15 protein-coding genes are annotated in these 16,916 nt (G+C 45.6%); 13 read left to right on the top strand and 2 right to left on the bottom strand.

The window, feature by feature from the left end; genetic code table 11:
- Positions 1-62: 62 nt before the first annotated feature.
- From AB4Z17_RS04115 to AB4Z17_RS04175, 13 genes are all read left to right on the top strand, one after another.
- A complete protein-coding gene (locus AB4Z17_RS04115) occupies positions 63-1,007 on the top strand; it encodes an aldo/keto reductase (protein ID WP_441958303.1) in 945 nt (314 codons plus the stop codon).
- Positions 1,008-1,021: 14 nt separating this feature from the next.
- Positions 1,022-2,035 carry a zinc-binding alcohol dehydrogenase family protein gene (locus tag AB4Z17_RS04120; RefSeq protein ID WP_441958305.1) on the top strand — a complete coding sequence of 338 codons (1,014 nt, stop codon included), beginning with the start codon at positions 1,022-1,024 and terminating at the stop codon, positions 2,033-2,035.
- Between the two features lie 224 nt (positions 2,036-2,259).
- Positions 2,260-4,122, top strand: coding sequence for an ABC transporter ATP-binding protein (locus AB4Z17_RS04125; protein WP_441958307.1), 1,863 nt, complete (start codon positions 2,260-2,262; stop codon positions 4,120-4,122).
- Positions 4,109-5,818: an ABC transporter ATP-binding protein gene (locus AB4Z17_RS04130; protein ID WP_441958309.1), complete on the top strand. Its 1,710-nt coding sequence runs from the start codon at positions 4,109-4,111 to the stop codon at positions 5,816-5,818. The genes AB4Z17_RS04125 and AB4Z17_RS04130 overlap by 14 nt, the downstream gene beginning before the upstream one ends.
- A gap of 1,255 nt (positions 5,819-7,073) precedes the next feature.
- Positions 7,074-8,027 (top strand): ABC transporter permease, encoded by a 954-nt coding sequence (locus AB4Z17_RS04135; protein ID WP_441958310.1) that lies wholly within the window; start codon positions 7,074-7,076, stop codon positions 8,025-8,027.
- The gene (locus AB4Z17_RS04140; protein ID WP_441958312.1) at positions 8,017-8,958 is read left to right on the top strand and encodes an iron chelate uptake ABC transporter family permease subunit; all 942 of its coding nucleotides are present in this window, start codon (positions 8,017-8,019) and stop codon (positions 8,956-8,958) included. Before AB4Z17_RS04135 ends, AB4Z17_RS04140 begins: the two co-directional genes overlap by 11 nt.
- The gene (locus AB4Z17_RS04145; RefSeq protein WP_076267195.1) at positions 8,955-9,713 is read left to right on the top strand and encodes an iron ABC transporter ATP-binding protein; all 759 of its coding nucleotides are present in this window, start codon (positions 8,955-8,957) and stop codon (positions 9,711-9,713) included. Before AB4Z17_RS04140 ends, AB4Z17_RS04145 begins: the two co-directional genes overlap by 4 nt.
- A 71-nt stretch (positions 9,714-9,784) precedes the next feature.
- Positions 9,785-10,765, top strand: coding sequence for a siderophore ABC transporter substrate-binding protein (locus AB4Z17_RS04150; RefSeq protein ID WP_441958314.1), 981 nt, complete (start codon positions 9,785-9,787; stop codon positions 10,763-10,765).
- Positions 10,766-10,931: 166 nt separating this feature from the next.
- Entirely contained in the window at positions 10,932-11,684 is a 753-nt protein-coding gene (locus AB4Z17_RS04155) for an ABC transporter ATP-binding protein (RefSeq protein WP_441958316.1), read from the top strand.
- Positions 11,672-12,433, top strand: coding sequence for an ABC transporter permease (locus AB4Z17_RS04160; protein WP_441958318.1), 762 nt, complete (start codon positions 11,672-11,674; stop codon positions 12,431-12,433). The genes AB4Z17_RS04155 and AB4Z17_RS04160 overlap by 13 nt, the downstream gene beginning before the upstream one ends.
- Positions 12,433-13,284 carry an MBL fold metallo-hydrolase gene (locus AB4Z17_RS04165; protein WP_441912876.1) on the top strand — a complete coding sequence of 284 codons (852 nt, stop codon included), beginning with the start codon at positions 12,433-12,435 and terminating at the stop codon, positions 13,282-13,284. The genes AB4Z17_RS04160 and AB4Z17_RS04165 overlap by 1 nt, the downstream gene beginning before the upstream one ends.
- A gap of 54 nt (positions 13,285-13,338) precedes the next feature.
- Entirely contained in the window at positions 13,339-13,803 is a 465-nt protein-coding gene (locus AB4Z17_RS04170) for a divergent PAP2 family protein (RefSeq protein WP_441958319.1), read from the top strand.
- 178 nt (positions 13,804-13,981) lie between these two features.
- Entirely contained in the window at positions 13,982-14,755 is a 774-nt protein-coding gene (locus tag AB4Z17_RS04175; RefSeq protein ID WP_441958322.1) for an alpha/beta hydrolase, read from the top strand.
- Between the two features lie 13 nt (positions 14,756-14,768).
- Here AB4Z17_RS04175 and AB4Z17_RS04180 read toward each other — a convergent pair whose 3' ends face one another.
- Together AB4Z17_RS04180 and AB4Z17_RS04185 are read right to left on the bottom strand one after the other, a co-directional pair.
- Complete coding sequence (locus AB4Z17_RS04180) at positions 14,769-15,716, bottom strand: TRM11 family SAM-dependent methyltransferase (protein WP_441958320.1); 948 nt, start codon at positions 15,714-15,716, stop codon at positions 14,769-14,771.
- Between the two features lie 86 nt (positions 15,717-15,802).
- Positions 15,803-16,891, bottom strand: coding sequence for a glycosyltransferase family 2 protein (locus AB4Z17_RS04185; protein ID WP_441912848.1), 1,089 nt, complete (start codon positions 16,889-16,891; stop codon positions 15,803-15,805).
- Positions 16,892-16,916: the final 25 nt, after the last annotated feature.

The raw sequence follows: 16,916 nt of genomic DNA on the forward strand, positions 1-16,916 counted from the left end.
GCGGCGGCGAACGGTGATAGACGGCAATAACAGATTGATTCTCAAAATCGGAGTGGATATAAATGAAATATCGTAAACTTGGCAAGACGGGACTCGAGGTGTCAGCTCTCAGCTTTGGCGCATCCTCGCTAGGTTCTGTATTTCGAGAGACGGACGAAGCAGAAAGCATTCGTACCGTGCATACTGCGGTGGATATGGGCATTAATCTGATCGACGTTTCGCCGTATTATGGCTTAACGAAAGCGGAGACGGTTCTGGGCAAGGCGATAACTGAGATTGCGAGAGATCGGTTTATTCTGACAACGAAGGCTGGAAGGTATGGCGCGGACGAGTTCGACTTCTCGGAGCAGCGTATCATCCGCAGTGTGGATGAAAGCCTGGCTAGGCTGCAGACGGATTATATCGATATATTGTTTTTGCATGATATTGAATTTGTTCCCTTCGAGCAAGTTGCAGAGGGTGCGTTCTTAGCACTCGATAAGCTGAAACAGCAGGGTAAAATCCGATACTCGGGCGTTTCTGGACTCCCGCTTGCTGTATTTGAGAAATCGCTGGCGTATACCGAGCTCGATGCTGTACTTTCTTATTGCCATTATTCTTTAAATGATACCTCTTTGCTGGAGCTATTGCCGCTTCTGGAGCAAAAGCAGGTTGGGCTTGTTAGTGCATCGCCGCTTTCGATGGGCTTGCTTGGCAATCGCGCAGTTGCGAGCTGGCATCCTGCTGGTGAACAGATACGTGCTTTATGTGCGAAAGCCGCCGAGTATTGTGCTGCTAAGGGCGAGGATATCGCCAAGCTGGCTGTACAATTCGCTACGGCGAATGAACGAATCCCAACAACGCTGGTGAGTACAGCTAATCCGGCTAATATCCGTAAAAACATAGAATGGACGGACGAGCCGATTAATGAACAGCTGCTGCGAGAGGTTCTTGCTATATTGGAGCCGATTCATAACCTTAGCTGGAAAAGTGGAAGAGAAGAATACAATACGAGAATCGACGTATAAGGGAGAGCTGCAGGGTGAGAGCAATCGTATGTGAACAAGTCGATCAGCTAAGGCTGGTTGAGCAAGAGGAGCCTGTCCTGCAGCCGGGGACTGCAGTCGTTCGAATTCGGAGAATAGGCATTTGCGGAACTGACCTGCATGCATATAAAGGAAATCAACCTTTCTTCTCTTATCCACGCGTGCTGGGTCATGAGCTGGCTGGCATCGTTGAGCAGGTGGATGATCAGCATGGCAATATCAAAGTGGGCGATCAGGTTAGCATCATTCCATATATGCACTGCGGGACATGTATTGCATGCCGCAATGGGAAAACGAATTGCTGCACGGACATGAAGGTGCTAGGCGTGCATATTGATGGCGGCATGCGCGAGCTGGTTGTCGTACCGACTACGCATTTGCTCGTGACGAACGGCCTGACGCTTGATCAATCGGCCGTGCTGGAGCCGCTGAGCATTGGCGCGCATGCCGTTCGCCGCGCGGAGCTTCGAGCTGGCGAAACGGTGCTCGTTATTGGCTCTGGGCCAATTGGTCTTGGTGTTATGGCTTTTGCCAAGCATCGTGGTGCGCGGGTGATCGCAATGGATATTCAGGAGGAACGCCTAGCCTTTTGCAAGCAATGGGCGAAGGTGGATGAGACGGTTAATGCTCGGGAAGGCGCTGCGGCGAAAATTTCAGAATTAACAAATGGAGAGTTTCCAACTGTTGTATTCGATGCTACCGGCAGCGCAAGATCGATGAGCGATGCATTTAGTTTTGTTGCACACGGAGGCAAGCTTGTATATGTTGGCCTCGTCAAAGCAGAGCTTTCCTTCAACGATCCTGAGTTTCACAAGCGGGAGATGACGTTAATGGGAAGCCGAAATGCGACTATTGAGGACTTCTCAGCAGTTCAAGAAGCTGTGCGAAGCGGCAGCATTGATGTGGCTAGTTTCATTACGCATCGTGTGCCGTTTGCGGAAATGATCAACCACTTCGACAGCTGGCTGAAGCCAGAATCAAAGGTTATTAAAGCGATTGTGGAATTATAGCCAAGATATCGCAACTATTATAGAAAGTCCGGTCAACAGGCGCTGGTGCCTTGAGCCGGGCTTTTTACGTGTTGGTGTGCAGTGGCGATGCTGCTTGGTAATGAATGACTATAATCATTTTGTGCGTTGACAAAATGTGTACCCAGAATTATGATAGGTAGCCAACTGCCAAAAAATAGGTTGTTTAAAGGGGTTTAACAAACAGAAACGAGGAGGGAACAACGATGCTAAAAACAGAAAAAGCTGCGGAAGCCGATAGGCCATTGCAGCAGATGAGCGAACAGGCTCGCAAGCAGGCGGACAAAGGAAAACAGAAGGCTGAGCTGAATGAATCAAAAAGCTCCTACATTTGGGCGCTAAAGTTTTTGACGCCTTATAAGAAGCAAATCGCAGCACTTGCGGCCTGCGGTACGATGGCGGTGCTTGGGGAAACATTAACGCCAAAGATGATCCAATATGTTATTGATCATGTCGTAGTCAACAAGGATACCTCTCTTTTTATGATGATTTTGGGAGCGCTTGTAGCTATCAATTTGCTCATGCTTATCGCCAAAAATTATCGCAATCTACTGCAGCGGACAATTGGTGAATTAGCATCCCGTGATATGCAAACAGCGATTTTCAAGCATTTGCGCAAGCTCGGTTTTGCTCATTACGAGCGGCACCCTGCGGGCGAGACGCTGTCAATGTTCAACTCCGAGGTAGCTTCGGTTCAGAAAATATACCGCAATGTCCTTCCGAGCGTCATCGAAAACTTGCTTTTTATAGCGGTAGCTATTTGTTTGCTGCTCAGCATTAGCGGCTGGTTATGCCTCATCATGCTGCCAACATTCGGGCTTTATTATTTGTTTGGGCCTTATTTTGAACGGAAAGCTTCCCTTTACGGGAGAGAGTCCGGTCAATCACGAATTGCTTATAATCAATCGGTTTACGAAAGCATATCCGGCTTGCGCGAATTTCGAGCTTTCGGCTCGCAGCCCTGGTACCATGGACGGACGCTCGAAAAACATAAAGAGTGGTCGCATGTTTACTTGCTCGCTGCTACGTATAGCTTCGGGCGAGGCAGCTTTCGGCGGTTCACATTTTATTTGGGCGCCATTGCATTATTTATTGCGGGCTACTACTCTCTCCAAAATAATTGGATTACGTTAGGCGGTTTTATCGCCTTTACCCTCTTATACATGACGACGATGTTCCGCCTCACGCTGCTCGTCACCCAGCTTACGGAACAGAAGCTCATCATCCACCAAACGATTCCGCTATATAGATTCATGCACAAAAAAATTGAGATTGATGATCCGGCCGATCCGATCGCTCTTGAAGAGGTTCGCGGCGGACTTACGTTCGAGGATGTTTACTTTCAGTATCCGGAGCAGCCTCCTGTTATTAACGGATTCTCGCTCACCATCAAGCCTGGAGAGAAGGTCGCCTTTGTAGGGGCAAGCGGCAACGGCAAGACTACGATGTTTAAAATGATTGGGCGTTTTTACGATCCGACTGCCGGCATGATTAAGCTGGATGGTGTTCCAATTCAGGAAATGACGCTAGAGTGTTTGAGAGAGTCGATCGGCTATGTATTTCAAGAAACCTATCTGTTCGGGTCTTCTGTCAAAGAGAATATTCGATTCGGGAAACCAGAAGCAAGCGACGAAGAAGTGGTTGCAGCCGCCAAAGCTGCATATGCGCATGATTTCATTATGCAGCTGCCCGAAGGCTACGATACGCTCGTTGGCGAGCGAGGCATGAAGCTCTCTGGCGGACAGAAGCAGCGAGTATCGATTGCGCGGATGTTTGTGAAGCAGCCAGCTATTATTTTGCTCGATGAGGCGACCTCGTCTCTAGATAATGTAAGTGAATATGAAGTGCAGCGAGCGCTTGATGAAGTACTGGTTAACCGTACGACGATTGCGATTGCACACAGGCTGTCGACAGTGAAGCATTTTGACAAAATCGTTGTCATTCACGAGGGCCGCGTTGCGGAGGCAGGAAGCTATGAAGAGCTGATTGCACGCAAAGGGCTGCTGTATGAACTGGAAATCGGGCAATCCGAAGCAGCGGAAGAGAGGGTGGCACATGAAGTATCTTAAAATCTTTTGGTCGAACTCCGTCATGCTGAGAGGCACTTATCTCATTGTGCTGCTCTATCTCGCGCTGGAGTCTGTATCCAATTATACGATTGTATATGTTCAAAAAATATTAATTGATGACGTGTTTACGGAAGGCAAGTATGGGCTGATGCCGATTGTCATCTCTATTTTCGCGCTTGCAGGTCTCGTCTACTCGCTAATGTTTACGATGACGAGCCGAAGTCTCGTTCGCAATGAATTTGCAGTCAGCCGCTCTTTGCTCTCCCGAATGCTGAAGCGACTTGAAGGTGTTCCAGTCGAACGGTTCCAAAATGAGCGAACCGGCAAATACGTATATTCGTTCACGCAGGATCTGTTCGTTTCGGCTAGCGTGATGGGCTGGCAGATTCCGCGCGGTATACAGGAGACGTTAAACCTTTGCATATTGATGACGATCATTGGCATTTCCAGCCCTGTTTTGCTGCTTATGATTGTGGGGCTTTGTACCATTTACGTTCTTATTGGCTTTTACTTCACCCCCAAGCTGAAGGAGCAAGCCAAAAAAGTGGCGGAGAAACGTACGGCGCTGCTCATACAAATTGAAGAGGGAGTAGCCTCTACACGAGAAGTGGTTGCTTATCACCGATTGAAGTGGGAAATGAAGCTTTACGATAAAATGTTTGCGGAATATTTTGAGCAGGTAATGGCTGAAGGAAAACTCGTGAATCGGCAAATTCGCTACAGCGACCCGATGAAATGGGGCATTGGCATTCTTGTGCTTGGATACTGCGGTATGCAGCTTATTCATGAACAAATGTCGATCGGAACGTTCGTCATCTTGTTTCAGTTTTCTACGCAAATGTCGGATTCCTTCTATAATCTATTTCAATTTATTATGGTCATGTCTTCACAGCTTGCTAACGTGGACAGGGTTCAGCGTATTTTGGAGATGGAACAGCAAGATAAGGGTCAAAAGAGTATAGCGGGACCGATTGAGCAGTTGTCCTTTAAAGATACGAGCTTTCGCTATTCACCAGAGCTGCCGGAGGTCATTCGCAGATTTTCGGCTGATCTGCCGATCGGAAGCAAAATTGCTTTTGTAGGGACGAGCGGGGGAGGAAAATCAACCATTGCTCAGCTATTGGTTCGTTTCTTTGATGCGCCGAAGGGGACGTTTAAGCTGAACGATATGGACGCCCAAATCTTCAACCGCGAGCAGTGGGCAAGTAAGGTGTCTGTTGTGTTCCAAGACCCGTATATGTTCTCTGATACCATTCGTGAAAACCTGATGTTAGGCAGAGACGAGGTAACCGAAGCGGATGTGGAGGAAGCTTGCCGTATCGCTCAGATTCATGATTTTATTCTGGGGCTGCCTGACGGTTATGACACGAATATTGGAGAGAGGGGCATCAAGCTATCCGGTGGACAGCGTCAACGTATTGCCATTGCACGGGCAATTGTCAGTGATCCGGAAGTTTTGGTGCTGGACGAAGCGACGTCAGCGCTCGATCTAGAGACAGAGCGTCAGCTGCTGGCTGGCCTAGAAGCAAGACGGAAGGGGCTGACAACAATTATGATCGCACATAGGTTGTCCACTATCGAGAATGCAGACGTGATCTTCGTTATGGATCAAGGATCGTTAGCCGAGACCGGCACCCATAAAGAGCTTCTCGCCACAGGCAAGGTGTATCAACAGCTGCTCATGGCGCAGCATTAGATGCAATATATGAAGCAGTATGTAAGTTAGGCTGTTATGGAGATAGAGCTGGAATCTAGATTTAGATTTCAGCTCTATTTTTAATATGTTTTACTTATGAGGTTCATTGACGAGATGAGCTGCTTGAATAAGACTAGTTTTTAGTTCTATTTCTGATCAGTTCACGCTTTAGAGGTGTTTTGACAAGTCGAGCTGCTTGGATAAGACTAGTTTTTAGCTCTATTTGCGCTGAAATAGTGATTTTTGTGAGAATAGAGCTAGTTTCTTGCCCTATTTCTAATCAGTTCGCACTTTAGAGGTGTTTTGTCGAGCCGAGCAGCATGGATAAGACTAGTTTTTATTTCTATATGCGCTGGATTGGTGATTTTGGTGAGAATAGAGCTAGTTTCTAGCTCTATTTCTGATCARTTCACGCTTTAGAGGTGTTTTGACAAGTCGAGCTGCTTGAATAAGACTAGTTTTTAGTTCTAATGGCGCTGAAATGGTAATTTTGGTAAGAATAGAGCTAGTTTCTAGCTCTATTTCTGATCGGTTCACACTTTAGAGGTACTTTGATGAGATGAGCTGCTTAGTTAAGACTAAATTCTAGCTCTATTTGCGCCGAAATGGTGATTTTGGTGAGAATAGAGCTAGTTTCTAGCTCTATTTCTGATGATTTCACCCTTTGGAGGTACTTTGACGAGCAGAGCAGCAAGTATAAGACTAGTTTTTAGTTCTATTTGCGCTGAAATAGTGGATTTGGTGAGAATAGAGCTAGTTTCTAGCTCTATTTCTGATCAGTTCACGCTTTGGAGGTACTTTGACGAGCAGAGCAGCAAGTATAAGACTAGTTTTTAGTTCTATTTGCGCTGAAATAGTGGATTTGGTGAAAATAGAGCTATATTCTAGCTCTATTTCTGATCAGTTCACACTTTAGAGGCACATTGGCGAGATGAGCTGCTTGAATAAGACTAGTTTATAGAGCTATCTGCACAGAAATAGTGAATTTGGTGAGGACAGAGCCACAAACCGCTAATTAGCTTCCCCGGACGGAGCGTATCTATGTTCACCAACCCGTCACACCTCCCAGTTGTATAGAAATGTCCATCCCCCAAAACAGGAAAGTCCATTCCGATCATCTGAAAATCGTGTAACATAGTGAATGTTGCTGATAATGGTTATCATTGAATGATGATAAGCGGAGGCAATGTATTTTTTTGATAATTAATGAGAATGATTATCTCTGATAATATTCGTGATGATTCGAGGATTGAGTATGAAGCTATGGTATCTTTTTGTCGTGCTTTTTGTATTATCGATTACTTCTTTATTTATCGGAGTAAAAGACATCTCGCCGCTAGACTTGTTCAGTCTGACGGATGAGCAGCTTCAGGTTCTCACCATCAGCCGTTTTCCTAGGCTTATCAGTATTATTATTGCCGGCGTCGGCATGAGCGTTACTGGTTTGATTATGCAGCAGCTAAGCCGCAACAAATTTGTATCGCCAACGACCGGCGGAACGGATGATTCCGCTAGACTCGGTATACTCGTTGCCTTAATGGTATTCCCATCGGCGAGTACGCTTGAGAAAATGCTGATCGCGTTTGCTTTTGCACTCGCAGGAACCTATCTGTTCATGAAAATTCTCGATCGTCTGAAATTTAAAGATACGATATTCATTCCGCTGGTAGGATTGATGTTCGGTAACATCATCAGCTCTGTTACAACATTTTTTGCCTATAAAAATGATCTTATTCAAAACATCTCAGCTTGGCTGCAAGGCAGCTTCTCGCTTGTAATGAGCGGACGTTACGAGCTGCTGTATGTAAGCCTGCCGCTGCTCGTAGTAGCTTATCTCTACGCGAACAAGTTTACCATTGCAGGTCTTGGCGAAGAGTTTTCAACCAATTTGGGAATGAATCATAAGCTTGTCGTTAACATCGGGCTTGTAATTGTAGCTCTTGTATCGGTTATCGTCATTTTGACAGTCGGTACGCTGCCTTTCCTTGGCCTCATTATTCCGAATATCGTGACGCTTTATATGGGCGACAATTTGAAGAAAAACCTGTCGCACACGGCGGTGCTTGGAGCCATATTCGTACTGGTGTGCGATGTGCTTGGCCGCCTAATTATTTTTCCGTATGAAATTCCAATCGGACTCACGATCGGCGTTGTCGGAAGCATTATTTTTCTTTACTTGTTGATGAGGAGAAAGGCATATGAAGCTTAAACTAAGTTTGCTTGCGGTGCTTGGCGTCGCATTAATTGCCGTATTTTTGTTCATCGATCTTGGGACCCATTGGGATTATGCACTGCCAAGAAGATTGAAGAAGGTACTGGCGATTGTCGTAACCGGGGGCGCTATTGCTTACTCCACTATGATTTTTCAGACCATTACGAATAACCGTATTTTGACGCCGAGCATTATCGGGCTGGATTCCCTTTATATGCTGATTCAAACCTTCGTCGTTTTTACCTTTGGATCGATGAGTCTGCCAAGCACAAACAAGCATCTTAATTTTTTTATTACGATAGCGGCAATGATAGCATTCGCTCTGCTGCTCTATAAGTTTCTATTCAAAAGGGAAGGCAGAAATCTTTATTTCCTTCTATTAATAGGACTAGTGATGGGCACATTGTTCGGGAGCATGTCGACGTTCATGCAGGTTCTTATTGATCCGAATGAATTTCTAATTGTGCAGGGGAAAATGTTCGCCAGCTTCAATAACGTCAACACGGATCTGCTTATCATTTCAATTATCATCGTCGCTCTTGTAGCTATTTATGGCATGAGGTTAAGCAAATATTTTGACGTGTTGTCGCTGGGCAAAGAGCATGCAGTCAATCTTGGCATTCCTTATGATTATGTTGTCAAAAGAGTGCTCGTCATCGTTGCCATTCTGATCGCTGTATCCACGGCTTTAGTTGGGCCGATTACCTTCCTTGGACTGCTCGTCGTCAACGTAGCCTATCAGTTCATGAACACCTATCGGCATAGCTATCTCATTCCAGGGGCGATACTCATCAGCATCATTTCACTCGTAGGCGGTCAACTGCTCGTAGAGCATGTGTTCACGTTTGAAACGACGATTAGCGTCATTATTAACTTCATCGGCGGAGCGTACTTTTTATATTTGCTGCTAAGGGAGAAGAAAGCATGATAGAGGTTAAAAATGTTTCCAAATCATATGGCGGCAAGCCGGTTATCGAGGATGTATCGATTCGGATTTCGAAGGGAAAGGTCACTTCGTTTATCGGACCGAACGGTGCAGGCAAGAGTACGCTTCTTTCTATGATTAGCCGATTGTTAGCGAAGGACAGCGGCCAAGTGTTAATTGAGGGGAAGGAAGTAAGTAGCTGGAAAAGTGCTGACCTTGCCAAAAAGATATCGATCTTAAAACAGTCGAATCATATTAATCTTCGTTTAACTGTACGGGAGCTCGTCAGCTTCGGCAGGTTCCCTTATTCACAAGGCAAGCTGACGAAGGAAGATTGGCAGCAAGTAGATGAAGCCATTGCTTATATGGATCTTGTTGATCTGCAAGCCAAGTACCTTGATGAACTCAGCGGTGGACAAAACCAGCGTGCATTTATTGCGATGGTTATCGCTCAGAACACCGAATACATATTGCTGGATGAACCGCTCAACAACTTGGATATGAAGCACTCCGTCCAAATTATGAAGGTGCTGCGGCGGCTCGTTGAGGAGCTTGGCAAAACGGTCGTGCTCGTTATTCACGATATCAATTTCGCTTCTTGCTACTCCGATTATATCGTGGCGTTGAAGGATGGAAAGGTCGTCAAGGAAGGTTCAACCGAGACGATCATCGACAACGCCGTGCTTCATGACATCTATGACATGGACATACCGATTGAGCTCATAAACGGGAATCGTATCGGCGTCTATTTTAAGTAGTCATGAAAGATTTACTTACTTCCGGTTTTCAAGTTTTTCAATATAAAAAAATTGATTTAGGGGTGAATGTTTTGAAAAAATCTATACCTGTATTGGCTATTTTAGTCATTCTAAGCTTGGTGCTTGCTGCATGCGGCGCAAATAACAACGGAAATAAAGGCGCTAACAGCGCTACGAACACACCAGTCTCTGAAACACCTGCAACAGATGCACCTACAGAAATTACAGTTAAACATCAGCTTGGCGAAACGGTTGTCCCTGTTAATCCTAGCAAGGTTGTCGTATTTGACTATGGTACTCTTGATACACTAGACAAGCTAGGCGTAGAGGTTGCTTCACTTCCGCAAGCTAGCGTTCCTGCATACCTTGAGAAATTTAAAGATGCAAAATACGTAAACGCAGGCAGCTTGAAAGAGCCGGACTTTGAGAAAATCAATGAAACTGCACCTGACTTGATCATTATTTCAGGTCGTCAACAGGATGCTTACGAAGAGCTTACGAAGATCGCTCCTACGATTTTTATGGGTGTGGACAACAAAAACTTCATGGAGTCCTTTACGACTAACGTGAAAACACTGGCTCAAATCTTCTCTAAAGAAGCTGAAGCAGATACAGAGCTAGCAGCGATTAATGATTCCATTAAAGCATTGAATGAAAAAGCAACAGCTTCTGGAAAAAATGGCCTTATTATTTTGGCAAACGAAGGTGCAATCAGCGCATATGGTAAAGCATCGCGTTTCGGTATCATTCATGACGTGTTTGGCATACCGGCTGTAGATGAGAACATTAAAGTTTCAACGCACGGCGACCCTGTAACGTTCGAATATGTAGCAGAGAAGGATGCTGATTACTTATTCGTTGTTGACCGCAATGCAGTAACAGAAGGATCAGGGGATGCACATTCTTCCGTTGAGAATGCTTTGGTGAAAAACACTAAAGCGTACAAAGAAGGAAATATCGTTTATCTTAATCCAGATTTCTGGTACCTTTCCGGCGGCGGACTTATCTCTGTAGCGGAAATGGTTAAAGAAATTGACGCAGCGATAAAATAATACAGCAAGCATAGAAGGACTATGAAGGCTGGTGCCTGCTTCCGCAACTGCGGCAGTAGTCATCAGCCTTTTTTTGCATACGAGCTGGTCTATAGCTTATTAAATTTACTTTTTCGAGCCAAGCATTACAGCTATAATGTAAGGGAAGCCGAAGGGAGGAACGTTTGTGGCTAGTGTTTTGGAACTTCAGAGTATTAGGAAAAATCGCAGTGGTGATGGGAATGTTCAGCTGTTCGCAAATGTTACTGCAACGATTGCTGATCCGGCTATTATTTCTATATTAGGTGTATCTGGACAAGGCAAAAGCACGCTGCTTCGTTTGCTTGCAGGTCTGGATAACGCCGATGAGGGTGATATCCGTTTACATAATGTTTCACAGCGAGAACTAGATCCAAGGGTTTGGAGAATGAAGGTATGTTACGTTGCTCAGCAGTCCGTTATGCTGAATGGGAGCATTGAGCAAAATTTGAGAACTGTGAGTATGCTGCATCGCATGCCATATGACGAGAAGCTCGTACGCCACATGCTGCCAAGGCTAGGGCTGGATCATCTTGATATGGGCAAAAGCGCCGAACAGCTGTCAGGAGGAGAGAAACAGCGAATATCGCTGCTCCGTTCTTTGCTTCTTCATCCTACCGTGCTTCTTCTTGATGAGATTACCGCGTCGCTTGACCGAGGCAGCAAGGAACTGGTGGAGGAAGTGCTGCGAGAGTGGCATCATCAAGAAGGGGCAACGATGCTTTGGGTTACACATGATTTGGAGCAGGCCCAGCAGATGAGCAGCTCGATATGGTTCATGGGGGAAGGAACGCTGCTGGAGAATAGCGACACGGCTGCTTTTTTTGAACATCCAACATCCGAGCTCGCACAAAATTATATAAAAGCGCCGATACAAAAGGAGCAGCCATGTCAATCGTAGCACTTAGCTTTACCTTGTTGTTTGTGATGATTACGATGCTTATCTCCGTATGGCAGAAGCTTGGGCTTGAGCGAGACATCGCGATTGGCACCATTCGTTCTGCGGTACAGCTGCTGCTTGTCGGCTATGTGCTGCAATTTATTTTTAATACGAGCAACCCGCTGTTTATTACAATGATCCTTGTACTTATGATTAGTGTAGCGTCTTATCATGCTGGTAAAAGAGGAGCTGGACTAAAGGGCATCATTTGGAAAATCGCGATTGCAATCACATCGACAGAGCTGCTTATGATGGGACTGCTGCTCGGCTTTCGAATTATAGAAGCGACACCGCAATACATTATTCCGATTAGCGGCATGACAATCGGCAATGCGATGGTCGTTTCGGGTTTACTGCTCAATCAAATGAGAAGAGAGGTCGAATCCTCAAAAGGCGAGATGGAGACGCTGCTGTCACTTGGAGCGACAGCAAGGCAAGCGATTCAAGACGTAATGAAGCGATCGGTTAAATCGAGCATGATTCCGACAATAGACGGAATGAAGACGGTAGGGCTGGTTCAGCTTCCCGGTATGATGACAGGGATGATTATCGCTGGCGCGAATCCGATGGAAGCGGTTCGGTACCAAATATTAATTGTGTTTGCGTTCGCAAGCTCAGCTGCGGTTACGAGCATTATTTTAAGTTTATTAAGCTATAAGCTATGGTTTACGAAAGACCTTCGCATTCAAAATATGGAGCAAAAAGGGTGATGACCGTCGTGAACGTTTATAACAGTGGGAAAAATTTAGTAAAGCAAATAGCTGGAACTGAACTTCCAGATCAAGCTTTGGCGCTTTGGGCGCTTGGACAAGAGGGCTTTCTCGTCAAATGGAACAAAAAAACAATTTTATTTGATCCGTATCTGACGAACTGGGTGTATGAGATGGCAGGACCGCCGTGGTCAAGAGCCTTCGAATCGCCGCTGTCGCCTTCAGATTGCCTCGATGTCGATTATGTCGTTTGCTCCCACCACCATGAGGATCATATGGACAAGCAGACGCTGCAAGTTATTCAGCAATCACCCAAAACACGATTTATCGTGCCGAGAGCTCATCTTCCGCTATTGAAGGAATGGGGTTTCCGTGATGAGCAGCTGATTGGCATCTCTCATGGACAATCGATTGAGCTTGCAGACGGCATAAGGCTCGATGCATTCGCTGCCAAGCATGAACAGTTCGAACAGGATGAAGCAGGTGAACATAAGTTTCTAGGTTATGTTGCGAATTTTAATGGCATTCATCTTTATCACTCTGGCGATACCGTTGGTTTCCCAGAGCTTGTCACTTGGCTGCAAAGCAGGCAAATCGATATTGCATTATTGCCGATCAATGGAAGAGATTTTGTTCGCAATGAACAGGGGATCGTCGGCAATTGCAATTATCGTGAGGCTGTTGAGATCGCGGTACAAATTCATGCTGATTTATTGATTCCAATGCATTATGGCTTATTTCCACACAATGATGAGAACCCGGCTTATTTCGTCGATTATATCCAGCGTCATTATCCAGCCCAGAAGTTCCATATGTTCGCCCCCGGTGAGCGATTTATTTATATGAAATAATTTACGCTCAGCAGGGCAAAATGAGATGGGAATAAGGACTGGAGGTTGACGGATATGTCAAACAGAGGACTTGTGACAGCGTTGACGGCTGTTGGGGCAGCCCAATTGCTTAAGCTGCCTGTACATTTTGCGAGAAGCGGCAAATGGGATGTGCGGAAAATTATTGGTTCAGGTGGAATGCCGAGCTCACATTCAAGCGGCGTCTCCGCGCTAGCTGCATACACGGCGACCAAATATGGCGTAAAGACGCCGGAATTTGCCATATCCGCGATGCTTGGCATTATTGTGATGTACGATGCGATGAATATTCGCAGGCATACAGGTGAAATTGCTGTGCAGGTAAATGATTTGGACGAGGATGTGGAAAAGCTGGCTGRCGAGCATCCAGGATTGTATCATGCGCGCAGGCGTGAACGGCTTAAGGAAAGTCTCGGTCATCAGCCTATTGAAGTTTTAGCCGGCTCACTGCTCGGAGCATTTATCGGTTTCGTTGGAGCTTTGACGATTAACAAGAAATAAGGCAAGCAGCAATTGTAAAATGAATAGACAGGCTTAGGCGCTTTTTTGGCTTAAGCCTGCTTTTATTTGAATACATACTTTTGCAGATGACTGGCCGAACCGTTAGTTATATAATGGTAAAGATTTCAATTCTTATGCAGCATAAGGGGGAAGTAAGGTGGCAGAGCAATTATTGTGGATGCACGGAGCGCCGTATGCACTGGGAAATGCAGACGAGGATTGTCCAGCCATAACGCCATATCTTGTAGATGGCGAGGACAGACCAGYTGTTATCGTATGTCCAGGCGGAGGATATGGCGGGCGAGCGCACCATGAGGGAGAACCAATTGCACAGTGGCTGAACAGTTTAGGCATTTCTGCGTTCGTTTTGCGATATCGGGTGGCGCCTTATCAATATCCTTGCGCACTGCTGGATGTTCAACGGGCGATACGTACCGTCCGTTTCAAATCGGAAATGTATCGAATTAATCCGAATAAAATAGGGATTTTTGGATTTTCAGCAGGCGGGCATTTAGTTTCGAACGCGGGGACAAGCTATGACCAAGGGAATGAAAATGCAGAGGATGTTGTTGAACGGCAGTCCTGCCGTCCGGATTTACTCGTTTTATGTTATCCTGTCATCACACTTAAAGACCCTTTTACGCATGAGGGCTCAAGAGAAAATTTGCTTGGCAAAGAAGCGAAGCTGGATCAAATCGAACAGCTCAGCAATGAAACGCAGGTAACGCCTGATACACCGCCAACTTTTTTATGGCATACAGCAGATGATGGCGCCGTTCCTGTCGAGAACAGCCTTTTATTCGCATCCGCGCTGAGCAAGCACCAGGTTCCTTTTGATCTTCACGTGTATACGAAAGGACGTCATGGGCTTGGCTTAGCCGAGGATGAGGAGCATACAAAAGAATGGACGGCTGCTTGCGCATCGTGGCTAGCATTTAATGGGTACAAATAATAGCTGTAATCTACTATTCACAGACGATTATTTGTCTGACGAAGCTGCCTTTTCGAGTTGTACAGCGATCTAAGATAGTAAGGCCTGCGTTTGCAATTAGCTCGTCCATTGGATCAGCAGTCACAATGACTGCTTTGTTAGCGATTCGGCGAGTATGCTGCAGCAAGGAGAATTGTGCCTCGGGTGTCGTATTAGAGAAATGATTGTAAGGCATATCTACAATGGCTACATCATAATGGTCAGAGATATCAGCAATATCACCGCAAACGGCATCTGTTTCATATTCGAAATGAGCCAGGTTTTCACGTGTCCCGCGAATGATAAAATGGTTGATATCTCGGCCGACGATGTTCATGCCCATAGACAGCGCCTCTACCAGTACCGTCCCAATGCCGCAGCAAGGGTCGATCGCTTTAATCCCGATTGGATTCGGGATAGCGATATTGGCTATGGCGCGCGCAATTCGCGTGCTGAGTGCAATGGAATAGCTGCGCGGTTTTTGCATGTGAGCGAGCCAGACGGCTTTGCTTTTTATATAATTGCCAAAGTACCAGCGACCGCCCCAAGTTAAAATGCCAAAAACGCAATCAGGTTTGCTTACATCAGCCTCGCCTTCGATATAAACGCCAAGTTCTCGTTCAATTGCGCGTTGTCCTTCAAAATCGATTTTGTTTTCCGCCGTCAGGTCATTCATTTTTAGGAAAATCACCTTAAATGTAGCCTCTCCTAATTGAATTTGCTTCACCTGCTCCAAAATATCCTCAAGCCGTTCGCCTTGATATAAAACTTCAAGCCGCTCTCTCATAAAAGGACTGCGGTCGGGATGTACGTCTATTTCGCTAAACAAAAGATCAGTTTCTGATTGTTTTCCAAATAAAGAACGCATCTCCAAGCGGCATAAATCAGCCTCTTCAATGCGATAGCCATAGGTATATACGAATAGATTGTTTCTATTTTCCAAGTTGTTGTCGCATCCTTTGTATAATTGAATTGAAGCCTCTAGTATACATGAAAAGGAGGGGCGGACAAAGGAATGGCGATGTGCGATTAACGCTTAGTATAGCGAATCAGTCGGTTATGAACGGTTTTTTTTCTACCAAAAAGCTTGAGAAACAGCAATGGCGATTGGCGCGGCAAGCGGAATTCAAAGTGATACAGCCATGCAGCAAGCTTGAATTTAAGCGTTAAATAATAAAGAAAAGACTTGATGTTGCTGTAATTGTGAAGCCAGCCAAGCTCCTTCGTACTGTCTGTCATCATTTTAAGGTTGACGATTCTAGCCATATCTTTTTTTGCAGGAGCGACAGGATTGTTTTTGAAATTGTTGATCAGCATCGAAAGGATCGTTTGGATGTGGTAGGACGCCATATCCTTTCTATAATGGGCATGCGCTAATAAACCGAATCTCTCGGATAAGCTCTTCCGCAGCTGGTACTGCAGAACAAGGCTTTCTTCAAGATAATGTTTATAGGGAGAACGAATAAGGCTGTTCAGATTGTTAACCGTGTTGTGATAATACAAAGGGTCCGGAATCGCGCAGACACGATCAGAGGCCAGCAAGGCTTCCAAATGGAAAATGGTATCTTCTCCTACCGTTAATCCCTCGTTGTACAGAATCCCGTTTTTTTCAAGCGATGCGCGAAGAAATAGACTGCGCCAAGTAAAACACAGGTCATTATTCGAATGAACAGCTGCGGCGCTTAGTATTAAATCTTTGCCGTTCATAACGGTATGCAGCCGAAAGCAGGGCGATACGTTCTGTTTGGTTGGAATTGTTGCGTAACCTCCAATCAACACTTCGCAAGCATGCTCTTCTGCCATGGCGTATAGCTTTACGAAAAAAAGCGGATCGATTTCATCGTCAGCATCAAGAAAGGCGACGTATTTGCCGCTTGCCGCTTGTAAACCGGCATTTTTGGCGCTGCTTGCACCGCCATTAGGCTTGTGAATCACTTTAACTCTATTGTCTGTTATAGTGAATTCTTCGCATATCGCGCCGCTGAGATCAGTGGAACCGTCATTGACGAGCAGCACCTCAATATTTCGAAAAGGCTGATTAAGAATGCTTTTCAAACAGGGACGCAGCCAATTTTCGGCATTAAATATAGGTACAATCGCACTTATCGCGTAATTCATAGGCTACACCTCTGACGTGTTCGAT

The sequence above is a fragment of the Paenibacillus sp. TAF43_2 genome (assembly GCF_052113545.1).
In the GTDB taxonomy this organism is placed as follows: Bacteria; Bacillota; Bacilli; order Paenibacillales; family Paenibacillaceae; genus Pristimantibacillus.

Bases quoted from the DNA above. Each gene is read 5' to 3' on its own strand.
- AB4Z17_RS04115 (WP_441958303.1), top strand. From the start codon at position 63: ATGAAATATCGTAAACTTGGCAAGACGGGACTCGAGGTGTCAGCTCTC.
- AB4Z17_RS04125 (WP_441958307.1), top strand. From the start codon at position 2,260: ATGCTAAAAACAGAAAAAGCTGCGGAAGCCGATAGGCCATTGCAGCAG.
- AB4Z17_RS04130 (WP_441958309.1), top strand. From the start codon at position 4,109: ATGAAGTATCTTAAAATCTTTTGGTCGAACTCCGTCATGCTGAGAGGC.
- AB4Z17_RS04135 (WP_441958310.1), top strand. From the start codon at position 7,074: ATGAAGCTATGGTATCTTTTTGTCGTGCTTTTTGTATTATCGATTACT.
- AB4Z17_RS04140 (WP_441958312.1), top strand. From the start codon at position 8,017: ATGAAGCTTAAACTAAGTTTGCTTGCGGTGCTTGGCGTCGCATTAATT.
- AB4Z17_RS04145 (WP_076267195.1), top strand. From the start codon at position 8,955: ATGATAGAGGTTAAAAATGTTTCCAAATCATATGGCGGCAAGCCGGTT.
- AB4Z17_RS04160 (WP_441958318.1), top strand. From the start codon at position 11,672: ATGTCAATCGTAGCACTTAGCTTTACCTTGTTGTTTGTGATGATTACG.
- AB4Z17_RS04165 (WP_441912876.1), top strand. From the start codon at position 12,433: ATGACCGTCGTGAACGTTTATAACAGTGGGAAAAATTTAGTAAAGCAA.
- AB4Z17_RS04185 (WP_441912848.1), bottom strand. From the start codon at position 16,891: ATGAATTACGCGATAAGTGCGATTGTACCTATATTTAATGCCGAAAAT.